Source organism: Ketogulonicigenium robustum, from assembly GCF_002117445.1.
GTDB classification, from domain to species: Bacteria; Pseudomonadota; Alphaproteobacteria; order Rhodobacterales; family Rhodobacteraceae; genus Ketogulonicigenium; species Ketogulonicigenium robustum.
The window spans coordinates 2,321,712-2,339,176 of record NZ_CP019937.1; the positions used below are offsets into that span (position 1 = coordinate 2,321,712).

The 17,465-nt window shown below is 60.5% G+C and carries 17 protein-coding genes; 6 read left to right on the top strand and 11 right to left on the bottom strand.

The window, feature by feature from the left end; all coding sequences use genetic code 11:
• Positions 1-3 precede the first annotated feature (3 nt).
• Positions 4-1,251: a threonine ammonia-lyase IlvA gene (gene ilvA, locus BVG79_RS11595; protein ID WP_085787043.1), complete on the bottom strand. Its 1,248-nt coding sequence runs from the start codon at positions 1,249-1,251 to the stop codon at positions 4-6.
• A 109-nt stretch (positions 1,252-1,360) separates the two neighbouring features.
• Between ilvA and BVG79_RS11600 the strand changes: the two genes are divergently transcribed.
• Positions 1,361-2,599 (top strand): argininosuccinate synthase, encoded by a 1,239-nt coding sequence (locus tag BVG79_RS11600; RefSeq protein WP_085787044.1) that lies wholly within the window; start codon positions 1,361-1,363, stop codon positions 2,597-2,599.
• A 75-nt stretch (positions 2,600-2,674) separates the two neighbouring features.
• On the opposite strand, the gene BVG79_RS13680 is transcribed toward BVG79_RS11600, so the two are convergent.
• From BVG79_RS13680 to BVG79_RS11615, 4 genes are all read right to left on the bottom strand, one after another.
• Positions 2,675-2,818 carry a hypothetical protein gene (locus BVG79_RS13680; protein WP_198167852.1) on the bottom strand — a complete coding sequence of 48 codons (144 nt, stop codon included), beginning with the start codon at positions 2,816-2,818 and terminating at the stop codon, positions 2,675-2,677.
• A 99-nt stretch (positions 2,819-2,917) separates the two neighbouring features.
• Positions 2,918-3,646: a sulfotransferase-like domain-containing protein gene (locus BVG79_RS11605; RefSeq protein WP_472382586.1), complete on the bottom strand. Its 729-nt coding sequence runs from the start codon at positions 3,644-3,646 to the stop codon at positions 2,918-2,920.
• On the bottom strand, positions 3,643-4,563 hold the full coding sequence (locus BVG79_RS11610) for a D-amino acid aminotransferase (protein WP_085787045.1): 921 nt from the start codon (positions 4,561-4,563) through the stop codon (positions 3,643-3,645). Before BVG79_RS11610 ends, BVG79_RS11605 begins: the two co-directional genes overlap by 4 nt.
• 55 nt (positions 4,564-4,618) lie before the next feature.
• Positions 4,619-5,491, bottom strand: coding sequence for a ribokinase (locus BVG79_RS11615; RefSeq protein ID WP_085787046.1), 873 nt, complete (start codon positions 5,489-5,491; stop codon positions 4,619-4,621).
• Between the two features lie 133 nt (positions 5,492-5,624).
• Here BVG79_RS11615 and mutS point away from each other — a divergent pair, with 133 nt between their 5' ends.
• Positions 5,625-8,249, top strand: a complete 2,625-nt coding sequence (mutS, locus tag BVG79_RS11620; protein ID WP_085787047.1) for a DNA mismatch repair protein MutS — start codon at positions 5,625-5,627, stop codon at positions 8,247-8,249.
• Between the two features lie 193 nt (positions 8,250-8,442).
• Complete coding sequence (locus BVG79_RS11625; protein ID WP_085787048.1) at positions 8,443-9,033, top strand: cysteine hydrolase family protein; 591 nt, start codon at positions 8,443-8,445, stop codon at positions 9,031-9,033.
• 37 nt (positions 9,034-9,070) lie between these two features.
• Here BVG79_RS11625 and BVG79_RS11630 read toward each other — a convergent pair whose 3' ends face one another.
• Both BVG79_RS11630 and hrcA read right to left on the bottom strand, forming a co-directional pair.
• Entirely contained in the window at positions 9,071-9,622 is a 552-nt protein-coding gene (locus tag BVG79_RS11630; protein WP_085787049.1) for a nucleotide exchange factor GrpE, read from the bottom strand.
• Positions 9,623-9,631: 9 nt separating this feature from the next.
• A complete protein-coding gene (gene hrcA, locus BVG79_RS11635) occupies positions 9,632-10,699 on the bottom strand; it encodes a heat-inducible transcriptional repressor HrcA (RefSeq protein ID WP_085787050.1) in 1,068 nt (355 codons plus the stop codon).
• A gap of 129 nt (positions 10,700-10,828) precedes the next feature.
• Here hrcA and rph point away from each other — a divergent pair, with 129 nt between their 5' ends.
• The 3 genes from rph to hemW are packed head-to-tail and all read left to right on the top strand — an operon-like array spanning position 10,829 to position 13,309.
• Complete coding sequence (rph, locus tag BVG79_RS11640; RefSeq protein WP_085787051.1) at positions 10,829-11,536, top strand: ribonuclease PH; 708 nt, start codon at positions 10,829-10,831, stop codon at positions 11,534-11,536.
• Positions 11,533-12,144 (top strand): RdgB/HAM1 family non-canonical purine NTP pyrophosphatase, encoded by a 612-nt coding sequence (rdgB, locus tag BVG79_RS11645; RefSeq protein WP_085787052.1) that lies wholly within the window; start codon positions 11,533-11,535, stop codon positions 12,142-12,144. Before rph ends, rdgB begins: the two co-directional genes overlap by 4 nt.
• Positions 12,137-13,309: a radical SAM family heme chaperone HemW gene (gene hemW / locus BVG79_RS11650; protein WP_085787053.1), complete on the top strand. Its 1,173-nt coding sequence runs from the start codon at positions 12,137-12,139 to the stop codon at positions 13,307-13,309. Before rdgB ends, hemW begins: the two co-directional genes overlap by 8 nt.
• Here hemW and BVG79_RS11655 read toward each other — a convergent pair.
• From BVG79_RS11655 to mnmG, 4 genes are read right to left on the bottom strand one after another with little or no spacing between them, the layout of a single operon-like run.
• Complete coding sequence (locus BVG79_RS11655; protein WP_085787054.1) at positions 13,306-14,199, bottom strand: ParB/RepB/Spo0J family partition protein; 894 nt, start codon at positions 14,197-14,199, stop codon at positions 13,306-13,308. The genes hemW and BVG79_RS11655 overlap by 4 nt on opposite strands.
• A gap of 10 nt (positions 14,200-14,209) precedes the next feature.
• The gene (locus tag BVG79_RS11660) at positions 14,210-14,974 is read right to left on the bottom strand and encodes a ParA family protein (protein WP_085787055.1); all 765 of its coding nucleotides are present in this window, start codon (positions 14,972-14,974) and stop codon (positions 14,210-14,212) included.
• Positions 14,967-15,590 (bottom strand): 16S rRNA (guanine(527)-N(7))-methyltransferase RsmG, encoded by a 624-nt coding sequence (rsmG, locus tag BVG79_RS11665; protein ID WP_085787056.1) that lies wholly within the window; start codon positions 15,588-15,590, stop codon positions 14,967-14,969. Before rsmG ends, BVG79_RS11660 begins: the two co-directional genes overlap by 8 nt.
• On the bottom strand, positions 15,587-17,458 hold the full coding sequence (gene mnmG, locus BVG79_RS11670) for a tRNA uridine-5-carboxymethylaminomethyl(34) synthesis enzyme MnmG (RefSeq protein ID WP_085787382.1): 1,872 nt from the start codon (positions 17,456-17,458) through the stop codon (positions 15,587-15,589). Before mnmG ends, rsmG begins: the two co-directional genes overlap by 4 nt.
• Positions 17,459-17,465: the final 7 nt, after the last annotated feature.

Below are 17,465 nucleotides of genomic sequence, written 5' to 3' on the forward strand. Positions count from 1 at the left end.
CCTCTACAGCAGGAAGCTGGTCAGCATTTCGTTTTCGGTTATGTCCTGATAGCCAAAGCCGCCTTCGGTCATCCGCTTGAGCAAGATATCGAAATTCTCGCGCTTGGTGGTTTCCAGGCCCAGCAGGATCGTCCCGAAGTTGCGGGCATTCTTTTTCAGGTATTCGAACCGCGACACATCATCGTCAGGGCCCAGCATCATCAGGAAGTCGCGCAATGCGCCCGGGCGTTGGGGTAGCCGCAGGATGAAGTATTTCTTCAACCCGCGATAGCGCTGCGCCCGTTCCTTGACCTCGGGCAGACGTTCGAAATCGAAGTTTCCGCCCGAAATAACGCAGACGACGGTCTTGCCGCGAATCTGGTCGGCCACATCCTGCAAGGCGTCGATCGACAGGGCACCCGCAGGTTCCAGCACGATACCTTCGATGTTCAGCACCTCGACCATGGTCGCGCAAAGGCGGTCTTCGGGGACGCGCAAGACGGAACCCGCGCTGACCCAATCAAGCGCATCAAAATTGTGCCGCCCGATACGCGCCACCGCCGCGCCGTCGACAAAGCCGTCCACCTTGTTCAGCGTGACGGGCCCATGTTCGGCAACGGCTGCGGTGAGACTGGCAGCGCCGGTCGGCTCGACAAAGCGGAAGCTGGTGTCGGCTTTCATCGCACGCATATAGCTGGTGGTTCCAGCCGCCAAACCGCCGCCACCAACGGGCACCAACATGACATCAGGCGCGCGGCCCAGTTGATCCACCACCTCGGCCGCGACGGTTGATTGGCCCAAGATCACGTCAATATCGTCATAAGGGGCCAGAAAATAGGCATCCTCATCGGCACAGAACTTTTGGGCAGCAGCAAGCGACTGGTCGAAATAATCGCCGATCAGCCGGATTTGAACATTATCGCCCCCAAAGGCACGGGTCTTTTCAATTTTTTGCTGCGGCGTGGTCACTGGCATGAAAATCGTGCCTTTGACGCCAAAATGCTTGCACGCAAAGGCTAGCCCCTGCGCGTGGTTGCCCGCGCTGGCGCAGACGAAATGCGATTGCTCGGGCGTGCGGGCCAGCACCATGCGCATGGCGGTGAAAGCGCCACGAATCTTGTAGCTGCGCACCGGCGTCAGGTCTTCGCGCTTCAGCCAAATATCGGCATCGTAACGCTGGGACAGAAAATCATTCCGCTGCAGCGGCGTCTCGGGGAAGAGATCGCGCAGGGCAGCCGTGGCGGCGCGGGCGTTTTCAACAAAGGTGCTCATGCGTCACCCAATATCCGGCCCGTAGGCCCCAGTCCATAGGACTGCCCTTGTGGCCTTGCAAAAAACGCCCTAGACCCGTCAGCAAAACGTAAATCCGACGGAGCCCGCAATGTCCGCACCCAAGCCCGCACCCAAGAAGGTCGTGCTCGCCTATTCCGGCGGCCTCGATACTTCGATCATCCTCAAGTGGCTGCAAACCGAATATGGTTGTGAGGTTGTCACCTTCACCGCCGACCTCGGCCAAGGCGAAGAGCTGGAGCCCGCACGCCAAAAGGCGCTGCTGTTGGGCATCAAGGAAGAAAACATCCACATCGTCGATCTGCGCGAAGAATTCGTGCGCGACTTCGTGTTCCCGATGTTCCGCGCCAATGCGGTTTACGAAGGGTTGTACCTACTGGGCACGTCGATCGCGCGTCCGCTGATCTCGCAAAAGCTGGTTGAAATCGCCCAAGCCACCGGCGCCGATGCCGTGGCCCACGGCGCGACCGGCAAGGGTAACGACCAAGTTCGTTTCGAACTGGGTGTTGCCGCCCTTGACCCGTCGATCCGCGTGATCGCGCCGTGGCGCGAGTGGGACCTGCTGTCGCGTACGCAACTGCTGGCCTTTGCCGAGGAAAACCAAATCCCGATCGCCAAGGACAAGCGCGGCGAAGCGCCGTTCTCGGTTGATGCGAACCTGCTGCACACGTCGTCCGAAGGCAAAATCCTCGAGAACCCCGCCGAGGAAGCACCCGATTACGTCGCACAGCGCATTGTCGCCGTGGAAGATGCCCCCAACACGCCCGAATTCATCGAAGTGACCTTCGAAAAGGGCGATGCCGTAGCGATCAATGGCGAAGCCATGTCGCCCGCGACCATCCTGACCAAGCTCAACGAATACGGCGCCAAGCATGGCATCGGCCTGCTGGACTTCGTTGAAAACCGCTTCGTCGGTATGAAGTCGCGCGGCGTTTACGAAACCCCCGGCGGCACCATCTTGCTGGAAGCCCACCGCGGTATTGAACAGATCACGCTGGATTCGGGTGCAGGCCACCTGAAAGACAGCATCATGCCCCGCTACGCCGAGCTGATCTACAACGGTTTCTGGTTCAGCCCCGAGCGTGAGGCCCTGCAGGCGCTGATCGACCACACCCAAGAATATGTGTCGGGCACTGTCCGCCTGAAACTATATAAGGGTTCGGCCCGTACGATTGCCCGCTGGTCGGATTATTCGCTGTATAGCGAAAAGCACGTCACCTTCGAAGAAGACGCCGGTGCTTACGACCAAAAAGACGCGGCAGGTTTCATTCACCTGAACGCCCTGCGCCTGAAGCTGGTTGCGAACCGCAACGCGCGCGTCAAGAAGTAAAAACACAGAAGGCCGGGGCTTCCCCCGGCCTTTATTCTTACGGGCTGCACCATCGCAGCCAGCGCTTATGCAGCTTTAGGCCGCGCGCGAAAAATAGCCGTACATTTGAGCCAATGCTTTTTCAGCCGCATCGCAGTCATCCTTGGCCGATTGGGCCTTGGGGGCGGTGTTTGCGGGTTGTTTGGCGTCAGGTTTCATCGATTTGGGGGCGTCCGTCATGGTGCATCTCCTTCGTCCGTCCGTAGTCCCCGTATACGGTATGCATTTGCACACAACGACAGACAGTTTTGCATAAGAGGCATGCCCCAGCTGCAAGGCCTAAGGTTTCAAGCGCAGTGCCGCTAACCGCTGGTAATAGGGCAGGGCGCGATCGGCCAAGGCCTGATAGCCGTCCGATAGGGCAGGCAGCGGCCCCTCGGGCGCCTCGAATCCGGTCGAGCGGTGCACAGCCCCGTACCAATGCGGCGCCCATACCCCGTCGGACGCATGCCCGCCCGCGGGCCAGCGTAGCATATTGGGGGTAAAGGGAATATCGATCGCCGCGCATAGCGCCCGCAGCATCCCTTCGGGATTGGCGCGGATGTCGTCGCTGTCGATCACAACGGGCAAGGTGCCCATCCAACCCGAGACTTCATCAAACAATTGTTCTTGCTGCACAAAACCGATGTCGTCCAGCGTCGGCCCTTCGCGCTTTTTGGCATAGCTGGCGACGACGCGGGCAGGGTGGCGGATCAGGAAGACATTGGTGCAATCGCGCATAAAGCTGCGGTCGAACCCGTCGATCATATGCAGCGTCATGTGTTTTTGGTAGAAAATAGGCTGCCCATCTGGGGTCGCCCCGCGACATGCCACGGCGACACTACCCGGGTCGGCATCATGTGCGGCGATGATTTCATCGCGCATCGGATGGTCGATGCCGGTCGCTTTCAGATAGGCGGCATAGAACGGTTCGTCCCAGACAGCGCAGTCACCGCGCGCACCAAAGGAATACATCATCGCGGTCGACAGGTTGCGCGGCCCCGACCACATGGCAATGCGTTTGGTCATGCGCGGGCCACCAGTTCTTTGTAGAGCGCGCGGATACGCAGTGTGACGGGGCCCATCTCGCCCGCGCCGATTTGGCGGCCGTCGATGGTGCCGATGGGTGTCTGTGCGCCAAAGGTTCCGGTCAAAAACGCCTCGTCCGCGACATAGGTGTCGACCAGCGAGAAATTGCGTTCGTGCACGGGGATGCCGGCCGCGCGGCACACGTCGATCACCTTGCGGCGCGTGATGCCGTTCATGCAGTAATCGCCTGTGCTGGTCCAAACCTCGCCTTTTTTGACGATGAAGAAATTGCAGGAATTCGTCGTATTTACAAAGCCATGGATGTCCAGCATCAGCGCTTCGTCCGCGCCCGCCTTGTCGGCTGCGATGCAGGCCAAAATGCAGTTCAGCTTGGAATGCGAATTCAGCTTGGGGTCTTGCGTCATCGGCAGGCCGCGCAAATGGGGCACTGTCGCCAGACGGATCGGGCGCGGGATCGAGGGCTTCGAATGCTCCATAATGATCGCGACGGTCGGGCCTTGTTGCGACAGGCGCGGGTTTTGGAAGGGGCGGGTTTTCACCCCGCGCGTGACCATCAGGCGGCAATGCACATCGGTCGTCATGTCATTGGCGGCTTGCGTGTCGAATACAGCCTGCTTGACCTGATCGCGCGTCATGCCGATGTCCATATCGATGGCTTTTGCGGCCTCGAACAGACGCTCCATATGCTCGTCGATAAAGGCCCATTTACCGTCGTAAAGGCGCATCCCCTCCCATACGCCGTCGCCCAGCATGAAGCCGGAATCATAAATGGATACAACGGCTTCGCTGCGTGGCACGATACGGCCGTTCACATAATACAGCAGCGTTTCGTTTCGGGGGTCTTCCTCGGCCTTATGGGTCGAAACGTATGGCTTTTTCTCGGGTAGATCGGGCATAGGCTCACCTGTTGTTTTCCTCATCAGGCGCCGATTTTACCCGATCTGCAAGGGATCAGGGCTGAAATGCCTGAACTTCGCCCAGTTGCGGGATGACATCTGCCGTGCCGTGGCGCGTCACCATCAACGCGCCCGCCTTCATGGCAAGGGTGATCGCCTCGGGCATCGAGAGGCCATTATCCAAGCCTGCCAGAATATACCCTGTCACTGTATCGCCCGCGCCGGTGGTGTCGACGGGGGTCACTTTAACCGCCGGGAAGACGTGCTTTTGGGCGTTCGCGCCGTCATACCACGCGGCACCATCGCCCCCCAAGGTCACCACAACATCGCGCACGCCCAGCTGGTCGGGCGCTTTGCCGGTCGCGTCCTGCAGTTGCGCAGCCTCGATCTCGTTCAAGATCAGGAAGTCGATGTAAGGCAAAACGGCGGCGACGCTTTCGGCGCTGAAGGGCGCGGCGGCATAGGCGACCCACAGGCCGGCCTCGTGCGCAAGGCGGGCGGTTTCGGCTTGCAGGTTGGTTTCGTTCTGCATCACCAACTTATCGCCCGGGCGCGCCTCGCCCAAGGCGGCCTTCACCGCCTCGATCGGGACGACAACATTAGCGCCGGGGTAGACGATAATGGCGTTTTCGCCCGCGCGGTCGACTGTGATGATCGCATGTCCCGTGGCCACATCGCTGGATGCAATAAAGCCGGTATCAACGCCATATTCAGCCAACCGCGCGACGGGCCAGTCCAAATCACGCCCCACGGCGCCAATATGGGCGACTTTTGCCCCAGCGCGCACCATGGCGACCGACATGTTCGCGCCTTTGCCACCAAGGCCCGTCAGCAGCTCGGTCGCGGCCAGCGTTTCGCCCGGGGCAACGATGTGGTGCATGGCATAGGTGTTGTCGATGTTGATCGACCCCAGATTCCAGATCGTCATTGTGCTAAACCCCTCCGGTGCGTTGCGTCCTCTCTAGTGCGAAGGGGGGGCGTTGGGCAAGGTGGCGCGATACGTCTGGCAGCCCGCCCCAAAATCCCGCATAACTGCGCCCTGACTGGCAGCGGAGCATGAAATGAGCGAGAACGCGGCACCCGATGGCGCAACCCCGATGATGGCCCAATACCTGACCATCAAGGCGGAAAACCCCGAAGCGCTGCTGTTCTACCGCATGGGCGACTTTTACGAGATGTTCTTTGACGACGCTTTGGCCGCCGCCAGCGCGTTGGACATCGCGCTGACCAAACGCGGCAAGCACGCGGGCGAAGACATCCCGATGTGCGGCGTGCCGGTTCACGCGGCCGAAGGTTACCTGCTGACGCTGATCCGCAAGGGGTTCCGCGTTGCCGTGGCCGAACAGATGGAAGACCCCGCCGAGGCGAAAAAGCGCGGGTCGAAATCGGTCGTGCACCGCGCCGTCGTGCGCCTTGTCACCCCCGGCACCCTGACAGAGGACAGCTTATTAGAGGCGCGCCGTCACAACTATCTGGCTGCCTACAGCGAAGTGCGCGGCGAGGGGGCCTTGGCCTGGGTCGATATCTCGACCGGTGCCCTTAGCGTGATGGAATGCCCGCCTGTGCGTTTGGGGCCGGAACTGGCCCGCCTTTCCCCCCGCGAAGTGCTACTGCCCGAGGGGCAGGATGACGGTGTCGTGCAGGCCTCGGGTGTCACTGTGACCACACTGGGGCGCGCATCGTTTGATAGCACGAATGCCGCCAAGCGTCTGTGCGATCTATATAATGTTGCGGCGCTGGACGCGTTCGGCGCATTCAGCCGTGTTGAAATATCGGCCATGGGCGCGATCGCCGACTACATCGCCATCACGCAAAAGGGCAAGCTGCCGCTGATCCGCCCGCCCGTGCGCGAGGGGTTGAACACCCTGATGCAGATCGACGCAACCACGCGCAAATCGTTAGAGCTGACCCAAGCCAGCGGCGGTGGGCGGGCAGGGTCCTTGCTGGATGCGATTGACCGCACACAAACGGCCGCCGGCGCGCGTCTGCTGGAACGGCGCTTGTCCGCCCCTTCGCGCCATTTGCCGACCATTCAGGGGCGACTCGACACAATTGGCTATCTGCTAGCCAACCGCGCCTTGGCTGACACGCTGCGCCGCCACCTGTCCAGCGTGCACGACATGGACCGCGCGCTGTCGCGTCTTGCGCTGGAACGGGGCGGACCGCGCGATATGACCGCCATTCGCAACACGATTGCCACCGCGGCAACGCTGGCTGAGCTTGCCCCCGATGACCTGCCGTCCAGCCTTGCGGCGGCATTTTCGGGGCTGCAGGGGCTGGACGATCTTTTGGCGCTGCTGGATGCAGGTTTGGTGGCCGAGCCGCCCCTGTTGGCCCGCGACGGTGGCTTTGTCGCCCAAGGCTATGACAGTGAATTGGACGAGACGCGCCGCCTGCGCGACGAGGGGCGCGGCGTCGTGGCCACCTTGCAGGCCCGATACGTGGACATGACCGGCGTCAGCAGCCTGCGCATCAAGCATAATAACGTGTTGGGATATTTCATCGAGACCACCTCGACCCACGCCGAAAAGATGCTGGCGCCGCCGCTGTCGGAAAGCTTCATCCACCGCCAGACCACCGCCAACCAGATCCGCTTCACCACGCTAGAGCTATCCGAGCTGGAAACCCGCATCTTGAACGCAGGCGGCCACGCACTGGCGCTGGAAAAGCGCTTTTTCGACAGCTTCCGCGCCGCAATTCTGGCGGAATCCGGCCCCATCGGCGCAATGGCTGCCGCGCTGGCCGAAATTGACCTTGCCTGTGCCTTGGCCGATCTGGCGCTGGCCCACGACTGGACTGCCCCGCAAGTGGACGACACCCGCGCCTTTACAATCGCGGGCGGGCGGCATCCCGTTGTCGAACAAGCGCTGCGTAAGGCAGGGCAGCCGTTCATCGCAAACGACTGCGACCTAAGCCAAGATTCCATCTGGCTGCTGACCGGCCCCAACATGGCGGGTAAATCAACCTTCCTGCGCCAAAACGCGCTGATTGCCATATTGGCCCAGATGGGCAGCTATGTTCCCGCACAATCGGCGCATATCGGCGTGGTCAGCCAGATCTTCAGTCGCGTCGGCGCATCCGATGATTTGGCGCGTGGGCGATCGACATTTATGGTGGAAATGGTTGAAACTGCTGCCATTTTGAACCAAGCTGACGACCGCGCGCTGGTGGTGCTGGATGAAATCGGGCGCGGAACGGCAACCTACGACGGCCTGTCGATTGCGTGGGCCACACTGGAACACCTGCACCAAGCCAACCGCTGCCGCGCGATTTTTGCCACCCATTACCACGAAATGGCCCAGCTGGCGCAGCGGCTGGATGGCGTCGCAAACGCTACCGTCGCCGTCCGCGAGTGGGAAGGCGATGTGATTTTCCTGCACGAGGTGCGCATGGGCACCGCCGACCGCAGCTATGGCGTGCAAGTGGCGCGATTGGCCGGCCTTCCGGCGTCGGTCGTCGCGCGCGCCCGTGCGGTGCTGGAAACGCTAGAGGCGGGCGAGAGGGAATCGGGGAAACCCAAGGCGCTGATCGACGACCTACCACTCTTCGCTGCTGCGCCGCCTACACCGGTTGCCAAAGCCGCACCATCGCAGATCGAGGAGCGGTTAAAGACAATCAGCGCGGATGAGCTGACACCCCGCGCGGCGCTGGATATAATCTATGAACTGCAGGCAATGCTGCGCTAAACGAGCAGCGGGCGTTCCACGTGAAACACGGGGGGCGTCCGCATAAACGATAAGTATATGATATAAATCAACTAATATCGCATACAGCCGCCGCGTCGCGACTGTTGTTGCAGATCAACCCCGACAGGTCTAGCGTCCGCCATCATCCGCAGCATGCCACTTAGGCGCGCGGAAACTGACAAGCTAGGACCCCATGGCCGACCCCAAAAAATCCGCAATCATTCTGGTTGATGTCGCCCGCGACTTCATCGAACCCGGCGGCACCATCGCCGATAGCGGCGGCCCCGAATACATCGCCCGCGCCAAGGCGATCGTGCCCCACCTGAAAGCCCTGATCGAGGGCGCCCGCGCCAAAGGCGCGACTGTGCTCTATTCCTCGGATGAGCACACCGACGACGATCTGGAGCTGCGCAAATGGCCGCCCCACGCGATGAAGGGCACCAAATGGGCCGAGATCGTCGATGATCTTGCCGTGCAGCCGGGGGATTTGAACTTCCCGAAGACAACCTACAGCGGGTTCCAGTGCACGAATATGGAAAGCGTTCTGCGCGCGCGGGGGATTGATACACTGTATATCACGGGGCTGCACACCGATTGCTGCTGCCGCCACACATCGGGCGACGCGTTTCAACGCGGGTTCAATCTGGTCTGGGTGACCGATTGCCTTGATGCGCTGACGCCTGCCGCACACCAAGCCGGTCTGGACTACTTCCGCGCCTATTACGCGACCGAAGGCGACACGCAGTTCCAAACTGCGCAAGACGTGCTGGATAGCTGGTCCTGAAGCAAAAAGGCCCGCCAGTGCGGCGGGCCTTTCGTATTTACGCCGGGGTCGAGGACACCCCAACCTTCGCCGCGCGCAGCAAACGGTCGTGCAGCATGAAGCCGACCTGCATCACCTGAATGATGTCGCCTGCCTTGGTGCCGGGGACAGGGGCTTCGAACATCGCCTCGTGCTGCTGCGGGTCGAACTTGTCACCGGCTTGCGGGGCAATCTGCTGAATGCCATGACGCGCAAAAACGGCGACCAGTTCGCGCATCGTCAGATCAATCCCTTCGATCAACGCGGCATGGGCCTCGCGTTGTTCCTCGGTGATCGCTTCCAGCGCGCGGGTCAGGTTGTCGTAGACGGGCAACATGTCGCGGGCCAGCTTCGATCCACCGTAGTTTTCGGCCTCGCGGCGGTCGCGGTCGGCGCGCTTGCGCATGTTTTCACTGTCGGCGAACGCGCGCAGCAAGCGATCCTTCAGCTCGTCCCGCTCGGCGCGGGTGGCTTCCAAGACGGTGGCCAGATCCTCGGCGTCCTGTTCGGCCGCTTCGGCTTCTTCCAGCATTTCGTCCAGTGACTGGAGGTCCTTGTTGTCGTCCTGCATTTTCAATCCTCAGCTACGCTCGGCAATCAGCTTGCCAATTAGTTGCGCGGTATAGTCGACGATCGGAATGATCCGACCATAGTTTAAACGGGTAGGGCCGATGACGCCGATGGCGCCAACAATCTTACGGTCAGCGTTCATATAGGGAGACAGCACCAAAGAGGAACCCGTCAAAGAGAAAAGCTTGTTCTCGGAGCCAATGAAAATGCGCACACCTTCGCCAGTTCGCGCCAAATCGAGGAATTCCGCGATGTCACTTTTACGCTCGAGGTCGTCGAACAGGGTGCGGATCCGTTCCAGATCGACCGCAGCATCGGAATCAGCCAGCAGGTTTCCGGCGCCGCGCACAATCAGGCGGCCGGTTTTCTCGCCCGGCTCCTGCACCCAAGCCGCCAGCCCCGCCTGCACCAGCGTGCTGGCCAGGGTATCAATCTCGCGTCGGCGCGCGTCGATTTCGGTTGCAACGCCGGCGGCCAGATCGGCCAACGTTTTCCCCCCGACGGTGGCGTTTAGCATATTGGCCGCCTCGCGCATGGCCGAAGGCGTCAGCCCCGCGGGCGGGGTGAACAGGCGGTTTTCGACATGCCCATCGGTAAACACCAGCACCACCAGCGCGCGTTCGGGCGACAGCGAGACGAAGTCAATCTGGCGGATCGCGGCCGTTTCGGTCTTGGGCGTCAAGACCACGCTGGCCCCGCGTGTCACCCCCGATAGCGCCGCCGAGACCCGATCAAGCGCCGAGGTTACATCGCCGTCGCCAGTCAAGGTGGCGTCCAGCTTTTGCCGGTCATCGCCCGTCAGGTCCGAGACTTCCATCAACCCGTCGACGAACAGCCGCAGCCCAGCCTGCGTCGGCACGCGCCCCGCGCTGATATGGGGCGAACCGAGCAGGCCCATATATTCCAGATCCTGCATGACATTGCGCACAGTCGCGGCGCTGACCTTCTCGGACATGGCGCGGGTCAGGGTGCGCGAGCCCACCGGCGCGCCCGTATCCAGATAGGATTCGACGACAAGGCGGAACACCTCGCGCGAGCGGGTGTTCATTTCTTCCAGCGGCAGCGGTTTATCGTTCATTTCGGGCCTCTGACCGCAATATGGGAAAGCGCGGGAGAAAACTCAATCGCGCTTTGCGCTGTTCGTACTTGGCGTCAGGGCATCGCGGGGGTATGTCCCCCCTTAATAACCAGCGAAATGAGGTTCCCCATGCGTCCCAGCGGCCGCAAGCCCGATGAAATGCGTAAAGTCATTATCGAAACCGGCGTCAGCCGCCACGCCGAAGGGTCTTGCCTGATCAAGATCGGCGATACGCATGTGCTGTGCACCGCATCGCTGGATGAACGCGTGCCGCCGTTTTTGAAAAATTCGGGGCTGGGCTGGGTGACGGCCGAATACGGCATGCTGCCGCGCGCAACCCATTCGCGCATGAAGCGCGAGGCCAAAAACGGCCAATCGGGCCGCACGCAGGAAATTCAGCGTCTGGTGGGGCGTGCGCTGCGCGCGGGTGTCGACCGCGTCGCCTTGGGCGAGCGTCAGATCACCATCGACTGCGACGTGATCCAAGCCGATGGCGGCACCCGCTGCGCGGCTATCACCGGCGGTTGGGTCGCGCTGCGGCTGGCCGTCAACAACCTGATGAAGGCGGGGCAGATCATTACCGACCCGCTGTCGGCCCCCGTGTCGGCAATCAGCTGCGGCATCTATGCCGGCCAACCCGTGCTGGACTTGGACTACCCCGAAGACAGCGAAGCAGGCGTTGACGGCAACTTCATCATGACCGGTGACCGCTTGGTCGAGATCCAAATGTCGGCCGAGGGTTCCACCTTCTCGCGCGATCAGATGAACGTGCTGCTGGATTTGGCGACCCAAGGCAACGCCGCATTGGCCGCCGCGCAGCTAGAGGCGCTGAAATGACCCGCAAGCTCGCGCGCGCCAAACTGCTGATTGCCACGCATAACCGTGGCAAACTGGACGAAATCCGCGCTTTGCTGGATGTGTTCGGGATGGATGTCGTCTCGAACGCGGATTTTGGCCTGCCCGAGCCTGCGGAAACTGAAACGACCTTCGTCGGCAATGCGCGCATCAAGGCGCTTGCCGGCGTCAAAGCCACGGGTCTGCCGACGCTGGCTGACGACTCTGGCCTCGCGGTCGAGGCACTGGGCGGCGCGCCCGGCGTCTACACCGCCGATTGGGCCGAAACGCCAAACGGGCGCGATTTTGCCATGGCGATGGCCCGCGTGTATGAGGAATTGCTGGCCAGCGGTGCCCCGCAGCCGTGGCGCGCTAAATTCTGCTGCACGCTTGTTTTGGCATGGGACGACGGCCACGAGGAAGTATTCGAGGGCGAAGTGCACGGCCAGATCGTTTGGCCGCCGCGCGGCCCCAACGGGCACGGTTACGACCCGATCTTCCAAGCCGACGGTATGACCGAAACTTTTGGCGAGATGGACCCGATCGAAAAGAACTTCGTCAGCCATCGCGCCAATGCGTTTGAAAAGCTGGTAAAGGGCTGTTTTGTCTGAACATTCCCAATACGATGATTGGCGCGACGGGGGGTTTGGCCTGTATATTCATTGGCCATTCTGCATGGCCAAATGCCCCTATTGCGACTTCAATAGCCACGTCGCGCAGCACATAGACCAAAACCGCTGGGCTGCGGCATACGAGGTCGAGATCGACCGCATCGCAGCCGAAACCGACGGACGTGTTTTGAATTCAGTCTTTTTTGGCGGCGGCACCCCCAGCTTGATGCAGCCCGAAATCGTTGATCGCATTTTGAACCGCGTCCGCGCGCGTTGGTCGCTGGCGAATGATGTCGAAATCACGCTGGAGGCGAACCCCACCTCGGTCGAGGCAGGGCGCTTTCGCGGCTATCGCGATGCAGGCGTGAACCGCGTGTCGATGGGCGTTCAGGCGATGAACGATACCGATTTGCGAGCCTTGGGCCGGATGCATTCGGTCGCCGAGGCGCGACAGGCTTTTGATACCGCCCGCGCCGTATTTGACCGCGTCAGTTTTGATCTGATCTATGCGCGACAGAACCAAACTGCCGCAAACTGGCGCGACGAACTGCACGAAGCGCTGTCGATGGCTGTCGATCACCTGTCGCTATATCAACTGACCATTGAGCCAAATACCGCCTTTGGCGCGCGCTATGATCGCGGCCTGCTGCGCGGCCTTCCCGATGAAGATCACGCCGACGAGATGTGGGACATCACACAAGAGGTCACGGATAAGCTGGGCTTCCCCGCCTACGAGATTTCAAACCACGCGCGGGCGGGCGCCGAAAGCCGGCATAACTCGCTTTATTGGCGGTATGGCGATTATGCAGGCATCGGCCCTGGCGCGCACGGTCGGCTGACGTTTAACGGGCAGCGGTTTGCGACCGAAACGCCCTTGGCGCCTGGAAAGTGGCTGGAAGATGTTGAAAAGACGGGTAAATCGGAAACCGTCCGCGACTCGCTAAGCGCCACGGATCAGTTGGAAGAATATGTGATGATGGGCCTGCGCCTATCCGAGGGGCTGGATTTACAGCGTCTTCAGCGGTTAAGCGCGGGGCGACTGGACAACAATATCGCCCGCATGATCGACATTGGCATGCTGCAACGCACAGCGACCCATCTGCGCACCACCGCCGAAGGTCGCCCCGTGCTGAACGCAATTCTGCGTGAAGTTCTGGCGGATTAGCCGCCGGACAGAACGCGCAGCAGATCGTCCAACTGCTCCAAATCGTTGTATTTCAGGGTTATCGCGCCGCTTTCCTGACCGGGAAGGTGGTCAATCGACACCTCCATCCGCAGCGTGGCGGAAAGTTCTTTTTCCAGTGCAATGGTATCAGCATCCTTGGCGAGCGAAGATTTCGTCGCACGCGGGCGCGGCTTCGACGCGGGCGATTTAGGATCACGGGTCAGCCGTTCCGCTTCGCGCACCGAAAGATTGCGCGTCACAATGTGCTGCGCAAGCTCCTCGGCTTTGGGATGGCCGATCAGTGTCCGCGCATGGCCAGCCGAGAGCGTTCCCGTAATGACCTTTTCCTGAACATTTTCAGGCAGTTGCAAAAGACGTATCAGGTTCGCGATATGGCTGCGGCTTTTCCCCAGCGCCGTCGCCATCTGTTCCTGCGTATGACCAAACCGATCCATCAACTGGCGATATCCGGCTGCCTCATCAATTGCATTCAGGTCTGAACGCTGGATATTTTCTATAATCGCTATTTCTAGCACTTCGGTATCGGAATAGCTGCGCTGGACGACCGGGACCTCGTGCAAACGGGCACGCTGCGCAGCGCGCCAGCGCCGTTCACCGGCGACGATCTGGTATTCACCCGGATGGTTGGGGTCCAACCGGACAATCAGGGGCTGAATGATACCCTTTTCGCGGATCGAGGCGGTCAGCTCCTCCAGCGCTTGTTCGTCAAAATGACGGCGTGGCTGGTCGGGGTTGGGGTGTACGTTTTCGATAGGCACACGCAAATCAGGACGACGCGGGCGGTCTTCGTTCGAATCCGCATTCACATCCGACATCAAAGCCGACAAGCCGCGGCCAAGGGCACGGGGTCGAACGGGTTTCTCGGCCATGTCAGCTCCTTCAATGTTCGTGCGCAATCAACTCATCGGCAAGGCGGCGGTAGGCTTCCGCCCCTGTCGATGCCGGATCATATGATAAAACCGGCATCGCGTAAGAGGGCGCCTCTGACAAGCGGACATTACGCGGAATGACGGTACGGAACACCAATTCGCCCAAATTCTCGCGCGCGTCCGCCTCGACTTGCAGCGAAAGGTTATTGCGGCGGTCGTACATCGTCAACGCCACGCCCTCGATGCGCAGGTCGGGGTTAGCCACGGCGCGCACCTCGCGCACGGTCAGCATCAGCTGTGACAGACCTTCAAGAGCGAAAAATTCGCTCTGCAGTGGCACCAAAACCGAATGCGCGGCGACCATTGCATTGATTGTCAAAATGTTCAGCGACGGCGGGCAATCGATCAATACGTAATCAAAGCCCTGCAAATTGCCGCGCAGCCGGTCGCGCAGCAGGAAGGAACGCCGCGGGTTTTCAACGACAGCGATGTCGGCGGAAGACAAATCCGTCGTCGCGGGCACCAGCCAGATGTTCGCGAAGGCGGTGTTACATGTGGCGGCCGCCAAACTTGCGTCGCCGATCAGTAGATCGTAGGTCGTCGTGTCGCGATCCTCGGGCTGGATTCCCAACCCGGTCGAGGCATTGCCTTGCGGGTCAAGGTCGACCAACAAAACCCGTTTTCCCAATGCGGCCAGCGCGGCCGCCAGATTGATCGCCGTGGTCGTCTTGCCGACCCCGCCCTTTTGGTTGGCGATGGCGATAATCTTAGCCATGGGTCAGCCCCTCCAACCGCAGAATGGTTCCATCCCCAGACTGGCTTGGAATCTCGTGCAGGTCAAAGGTCCAAGACGCGCGGGCAGCGACTATTTCCTCGGGCGCGCGGCGGCCCTTGGGGAAAAGGCAGATGCCGCCATCGGCCAAGTGCGGCGCAGCAAAGGCACACAGCATATCCAACGCTGCCAATGCGCGCGCAGAAATAACATCAGCATTCAGCGGGGCCAGATCCTCGATCCGGCGCGATTCAACGCGTACGTTGGTTAACCCCAACGTACGGATGGCTGTCCGAAGGAAGGTAGATTTGCGCTGATCGCTTTCGACCAAAATAATATTTTTATCGGTTTCGGAGGCTAAAATCGCAATGACAATGCCCGGAAAACCACCGCCGCTGCCGAAATCGGCCCATGTATTCCAGCTAAAGCCAGCCGGAATCGCGGCATAAACTTGTGCCGAATCCAAAATATGGCGTTGCCAAATTTCTTCTTCCGAGGCGGAAGAGATCAGGTTGATTTTCTGCGTCCACTTTAGGACAAGCGCAGAAAAATCACGAAGTTGACCTAGCGTTTCACGTGAAACTGATACGCCTTCCAGCAAGGGGGTTTGGTCGCTCATGCCGACTGCCTCGACGTGTTATGACGGCGCGCAGCTATTGAAATCAACAACATAGCCGAGGGTGTCATCCCTTCGATTTTAGCGACTTGCGCCATGTTTGACGGCTTCGCGCGGCCCAATTTCAGCGTCAGCTCGTTCGACAAGCCTGCCAGATTGGCGAAATCCATGTCGGCCGGAATGGTCAGGTTTTCATCGCGCTGCAGTGCGGCGATGTCGCGGCTTTGCCGATCCATATAGCTGGAGTAAAGCGCGTCGCATTTAACCTGAATACGTACATCCGCCGGCACGTCCGCGAACGAAGGGTCTAACGCCAACACGGTGTCAAAATCGGTGTCCGACAGCGCTAGAACACCCAAGCCATCGCGGCTTTCTTTATCGGGGTTAATGTTTACCCCCTGCGCAGCCAAAGCGCGGGCGGTGAACGTCACACCCGACAGCCGCGCACGAACGGCATCCAAGCCATCGCGTTTGGCAGAAAACTGCGCCCAACGTTCGTCGCCGATCACGCCATTATCACGCCCCCAAGCGGTGAGGCGTTGGTCGGCATTGTCAGCGCGCAGCGACAAGCGGAACTCGGCGCGCGACGTGAACATGCGATAGGGTTCGGTCACACCGCGTGTAATCAGATCGTCGATCATGACGCCGATGTAGGAATTGGCGCGGCTGAAAACCATCGCGGCCTGATCCAGCGCTTTGGCCGCCGCATTCAGACCAGCGGCCAGCCCCTGCGCGGCAGCTTCCTCATATCCAGTTGTGCCGTTGATCTGCCCCGCAAGGAACAGACCGGGCAGGGCCTTCACCTCTAGTGTGGGGTGCAACGCGCGCGGGTCGACGTAGTCATACTCGATCGCATAGCCGGGCTGGGTAATGACCGCGTTTTCTAACCCTTTGATAGAATGGACATAATCAGCCTGCACATCCTGGGGCAGGGACGTCGATATACCATTGGGATAGACGGTGTGATCGTCCAGCCCCTCGGGTTCCAGAAAAATCTGGTGTGATTCTTTGTCGGCAAAGCGCACGATTTTATCTTCAATCGACGGGCAATAGCGCGGGCCGATCCCCTCAATATGACCACCGTACATGGCCGAGCGCGACAGGTTTTCGCGGATGATATCGTGGGTTTTTGCGTTGGTATGCGTGATCCCGCACGAGATTTGCCGCGCCGAAGGCGTCTTGTTCAGGAACGAGAACATGACCGGCACGTCATCGCCCGGCTGCATTTCTAGTCCCGACCAGTCAATCGTACGCCCGTCTAACCGCGGGGGGGTGCCGGTTTTCAGCCGCCCCAAAGGCAGGCCAAGCCCGCGAATACGGTCAGCCAAACGGACCGAGGGCTGCTCGCCCATGCGGCCACCGGCGTGCGACTTGTCGCCAATATGAATAACGCCGCGCAGGAAGGTTCCGGTCGTCATCACGACAGCGCGCGTTGAAATTTGGCTGCCATCAGCCAGCTGCGCACCAACAACTTCATCGTTTTTAATAATTAGATCAACAACTTCGCCCTGAACAATCGTCAGGTTAGGCGTCGCCGCCATTTCTTGCTGCATGCGGCTGCGGTAGCGCGCGCGGTCGGCCTGCGCACGCGGGCCTTGGACGGCGGGGCCTTTTTTAAGGTTAAGCATGCGGAACTGGATACCGGCGTAATCTGCAATGCGGCCCATCACACCATCCAGCGCGTCAACCTCGCGCACAAGGTGACCTTTTCCCAATCCGCCAATAGCGGGGTTGCAGGACATCGTCCCGATTCCCGCCTGCGACAGCGTGACTAGGGCGGTCTTTGCGCCTTTGCGGGCTGCGGCTGCGGCTGCCTCGGCACCCGCGTGGCCACCGCCAACGACGATCACATCGAAGTCCAGATGTTCCACGTGAAAC

Excerpts from the sequence above, each read along its gene's own strand:
- ilvA (WP_085787043.1), bottom strand. The coding sequence starts at position 1,251 with ATGAGCACCTTTGTTGAAAACGCCCGCGCCGCCACGGCTGCCCTGCGC.
- BVG79_RS11600 (WP_085787044.1), top strand. The coding sequence starts at position 1,361 with ATGTCCGCACCCAAGCCCGCACCCAAGAAGGTCGTGCTCGCCTATTCC.
- BVG79_RS13680 (WP_198167852.1), bottom strand. The coding sequence starts at position 2,818 with ATGACGGACGCCCCCAAATCGATGAAACCTGACGCCAAACAACCCGCA.
- BVG79_RS11605 (WP_472382586.1), bottom strand. The coding sequence starts at position 3,646 with ATGACCAAACGCATTGCCATGTGGTCGGGGCCGCGCAACCTGTCGACC.
- BVG79_RS11610 (WP_085787045.1), bottom strand. The coding sequence starts at position 4,563 with ATGCCCGATCTACCCGAGAAAAAGCCATACGTTTCGACCCATAAGGCC.
- BVG79_RS11615 (WP_085787046.1), bottom strand. The coding sequence starts at position 5,491 with ATGACGATCTGGAATCTGGGGTCGATCAACATCGACAACACCTATGCC.
- mutS (WP_085787047.1), top strand. The coding sequence starts at position 5,625 with ATGAGCGAGAACGCGGCACCCGATGGCGCAACCCCGATGATGGCCCAA.
- BVG79_RS11625 (WP_085787048.1), top strand. The coding sequence starts at position 8,443 with ATGGCCGACCCCAAAAAATCCGCAATCATTCTGGTTGATGTCGCCCGC.
- BVG79_RS11630 (WP_085787049.1), bottom strand. The coding sequence starts at position 9,622 with ATGCAGGACGACAACAAGGACCTCCAGTCACTGGACGAAATGCTGGAA.
- hrcA (WP_085787050.1), bottom strand. The coding sequence starts at position 10,699 with ATGAACGATAAACCGCTGCCGCTGGAAGAAATGAACACCCGCTCGCGC.
- rph (WP_085787051.1), top strand. The coding sequence starts at position 10,829 with ATGCGTCCCAGCGGCCGCAAGCCCGATGAAATGCGTAAAGTCATTATC.
- rdgB (WP_085787052.1), top strand. The coding sequence starts at position 11,533 with ATGACCCGCAAGCTCGCGCGCGCCAAACTGCTGATTGCCACGCATAAC.
- BVG79_RS11655 (WP_085787054.1), bottom strand. The coding sequence starts at position 14,199 with ATGGCCGAGAAACCCGTTCGACCCCGTGCCCTTGGCCGCGGCTTGTCG.
- BVG79_RS11660 (WP_085787055.1), bottom strand. The coding sequence starts at position 14,974 with ATGGCTAAGATTATCGCCATCGCCAACCAAAAGGGCGGGGTCGGCAAG.
- rsmG (WP_085787056.1), bottom strand. The coding sequence starts at position 15,590 with ATGAGCGACCAAACCCCCTTGCTGGAAGGCGTATCAGTTTCACGTGAA.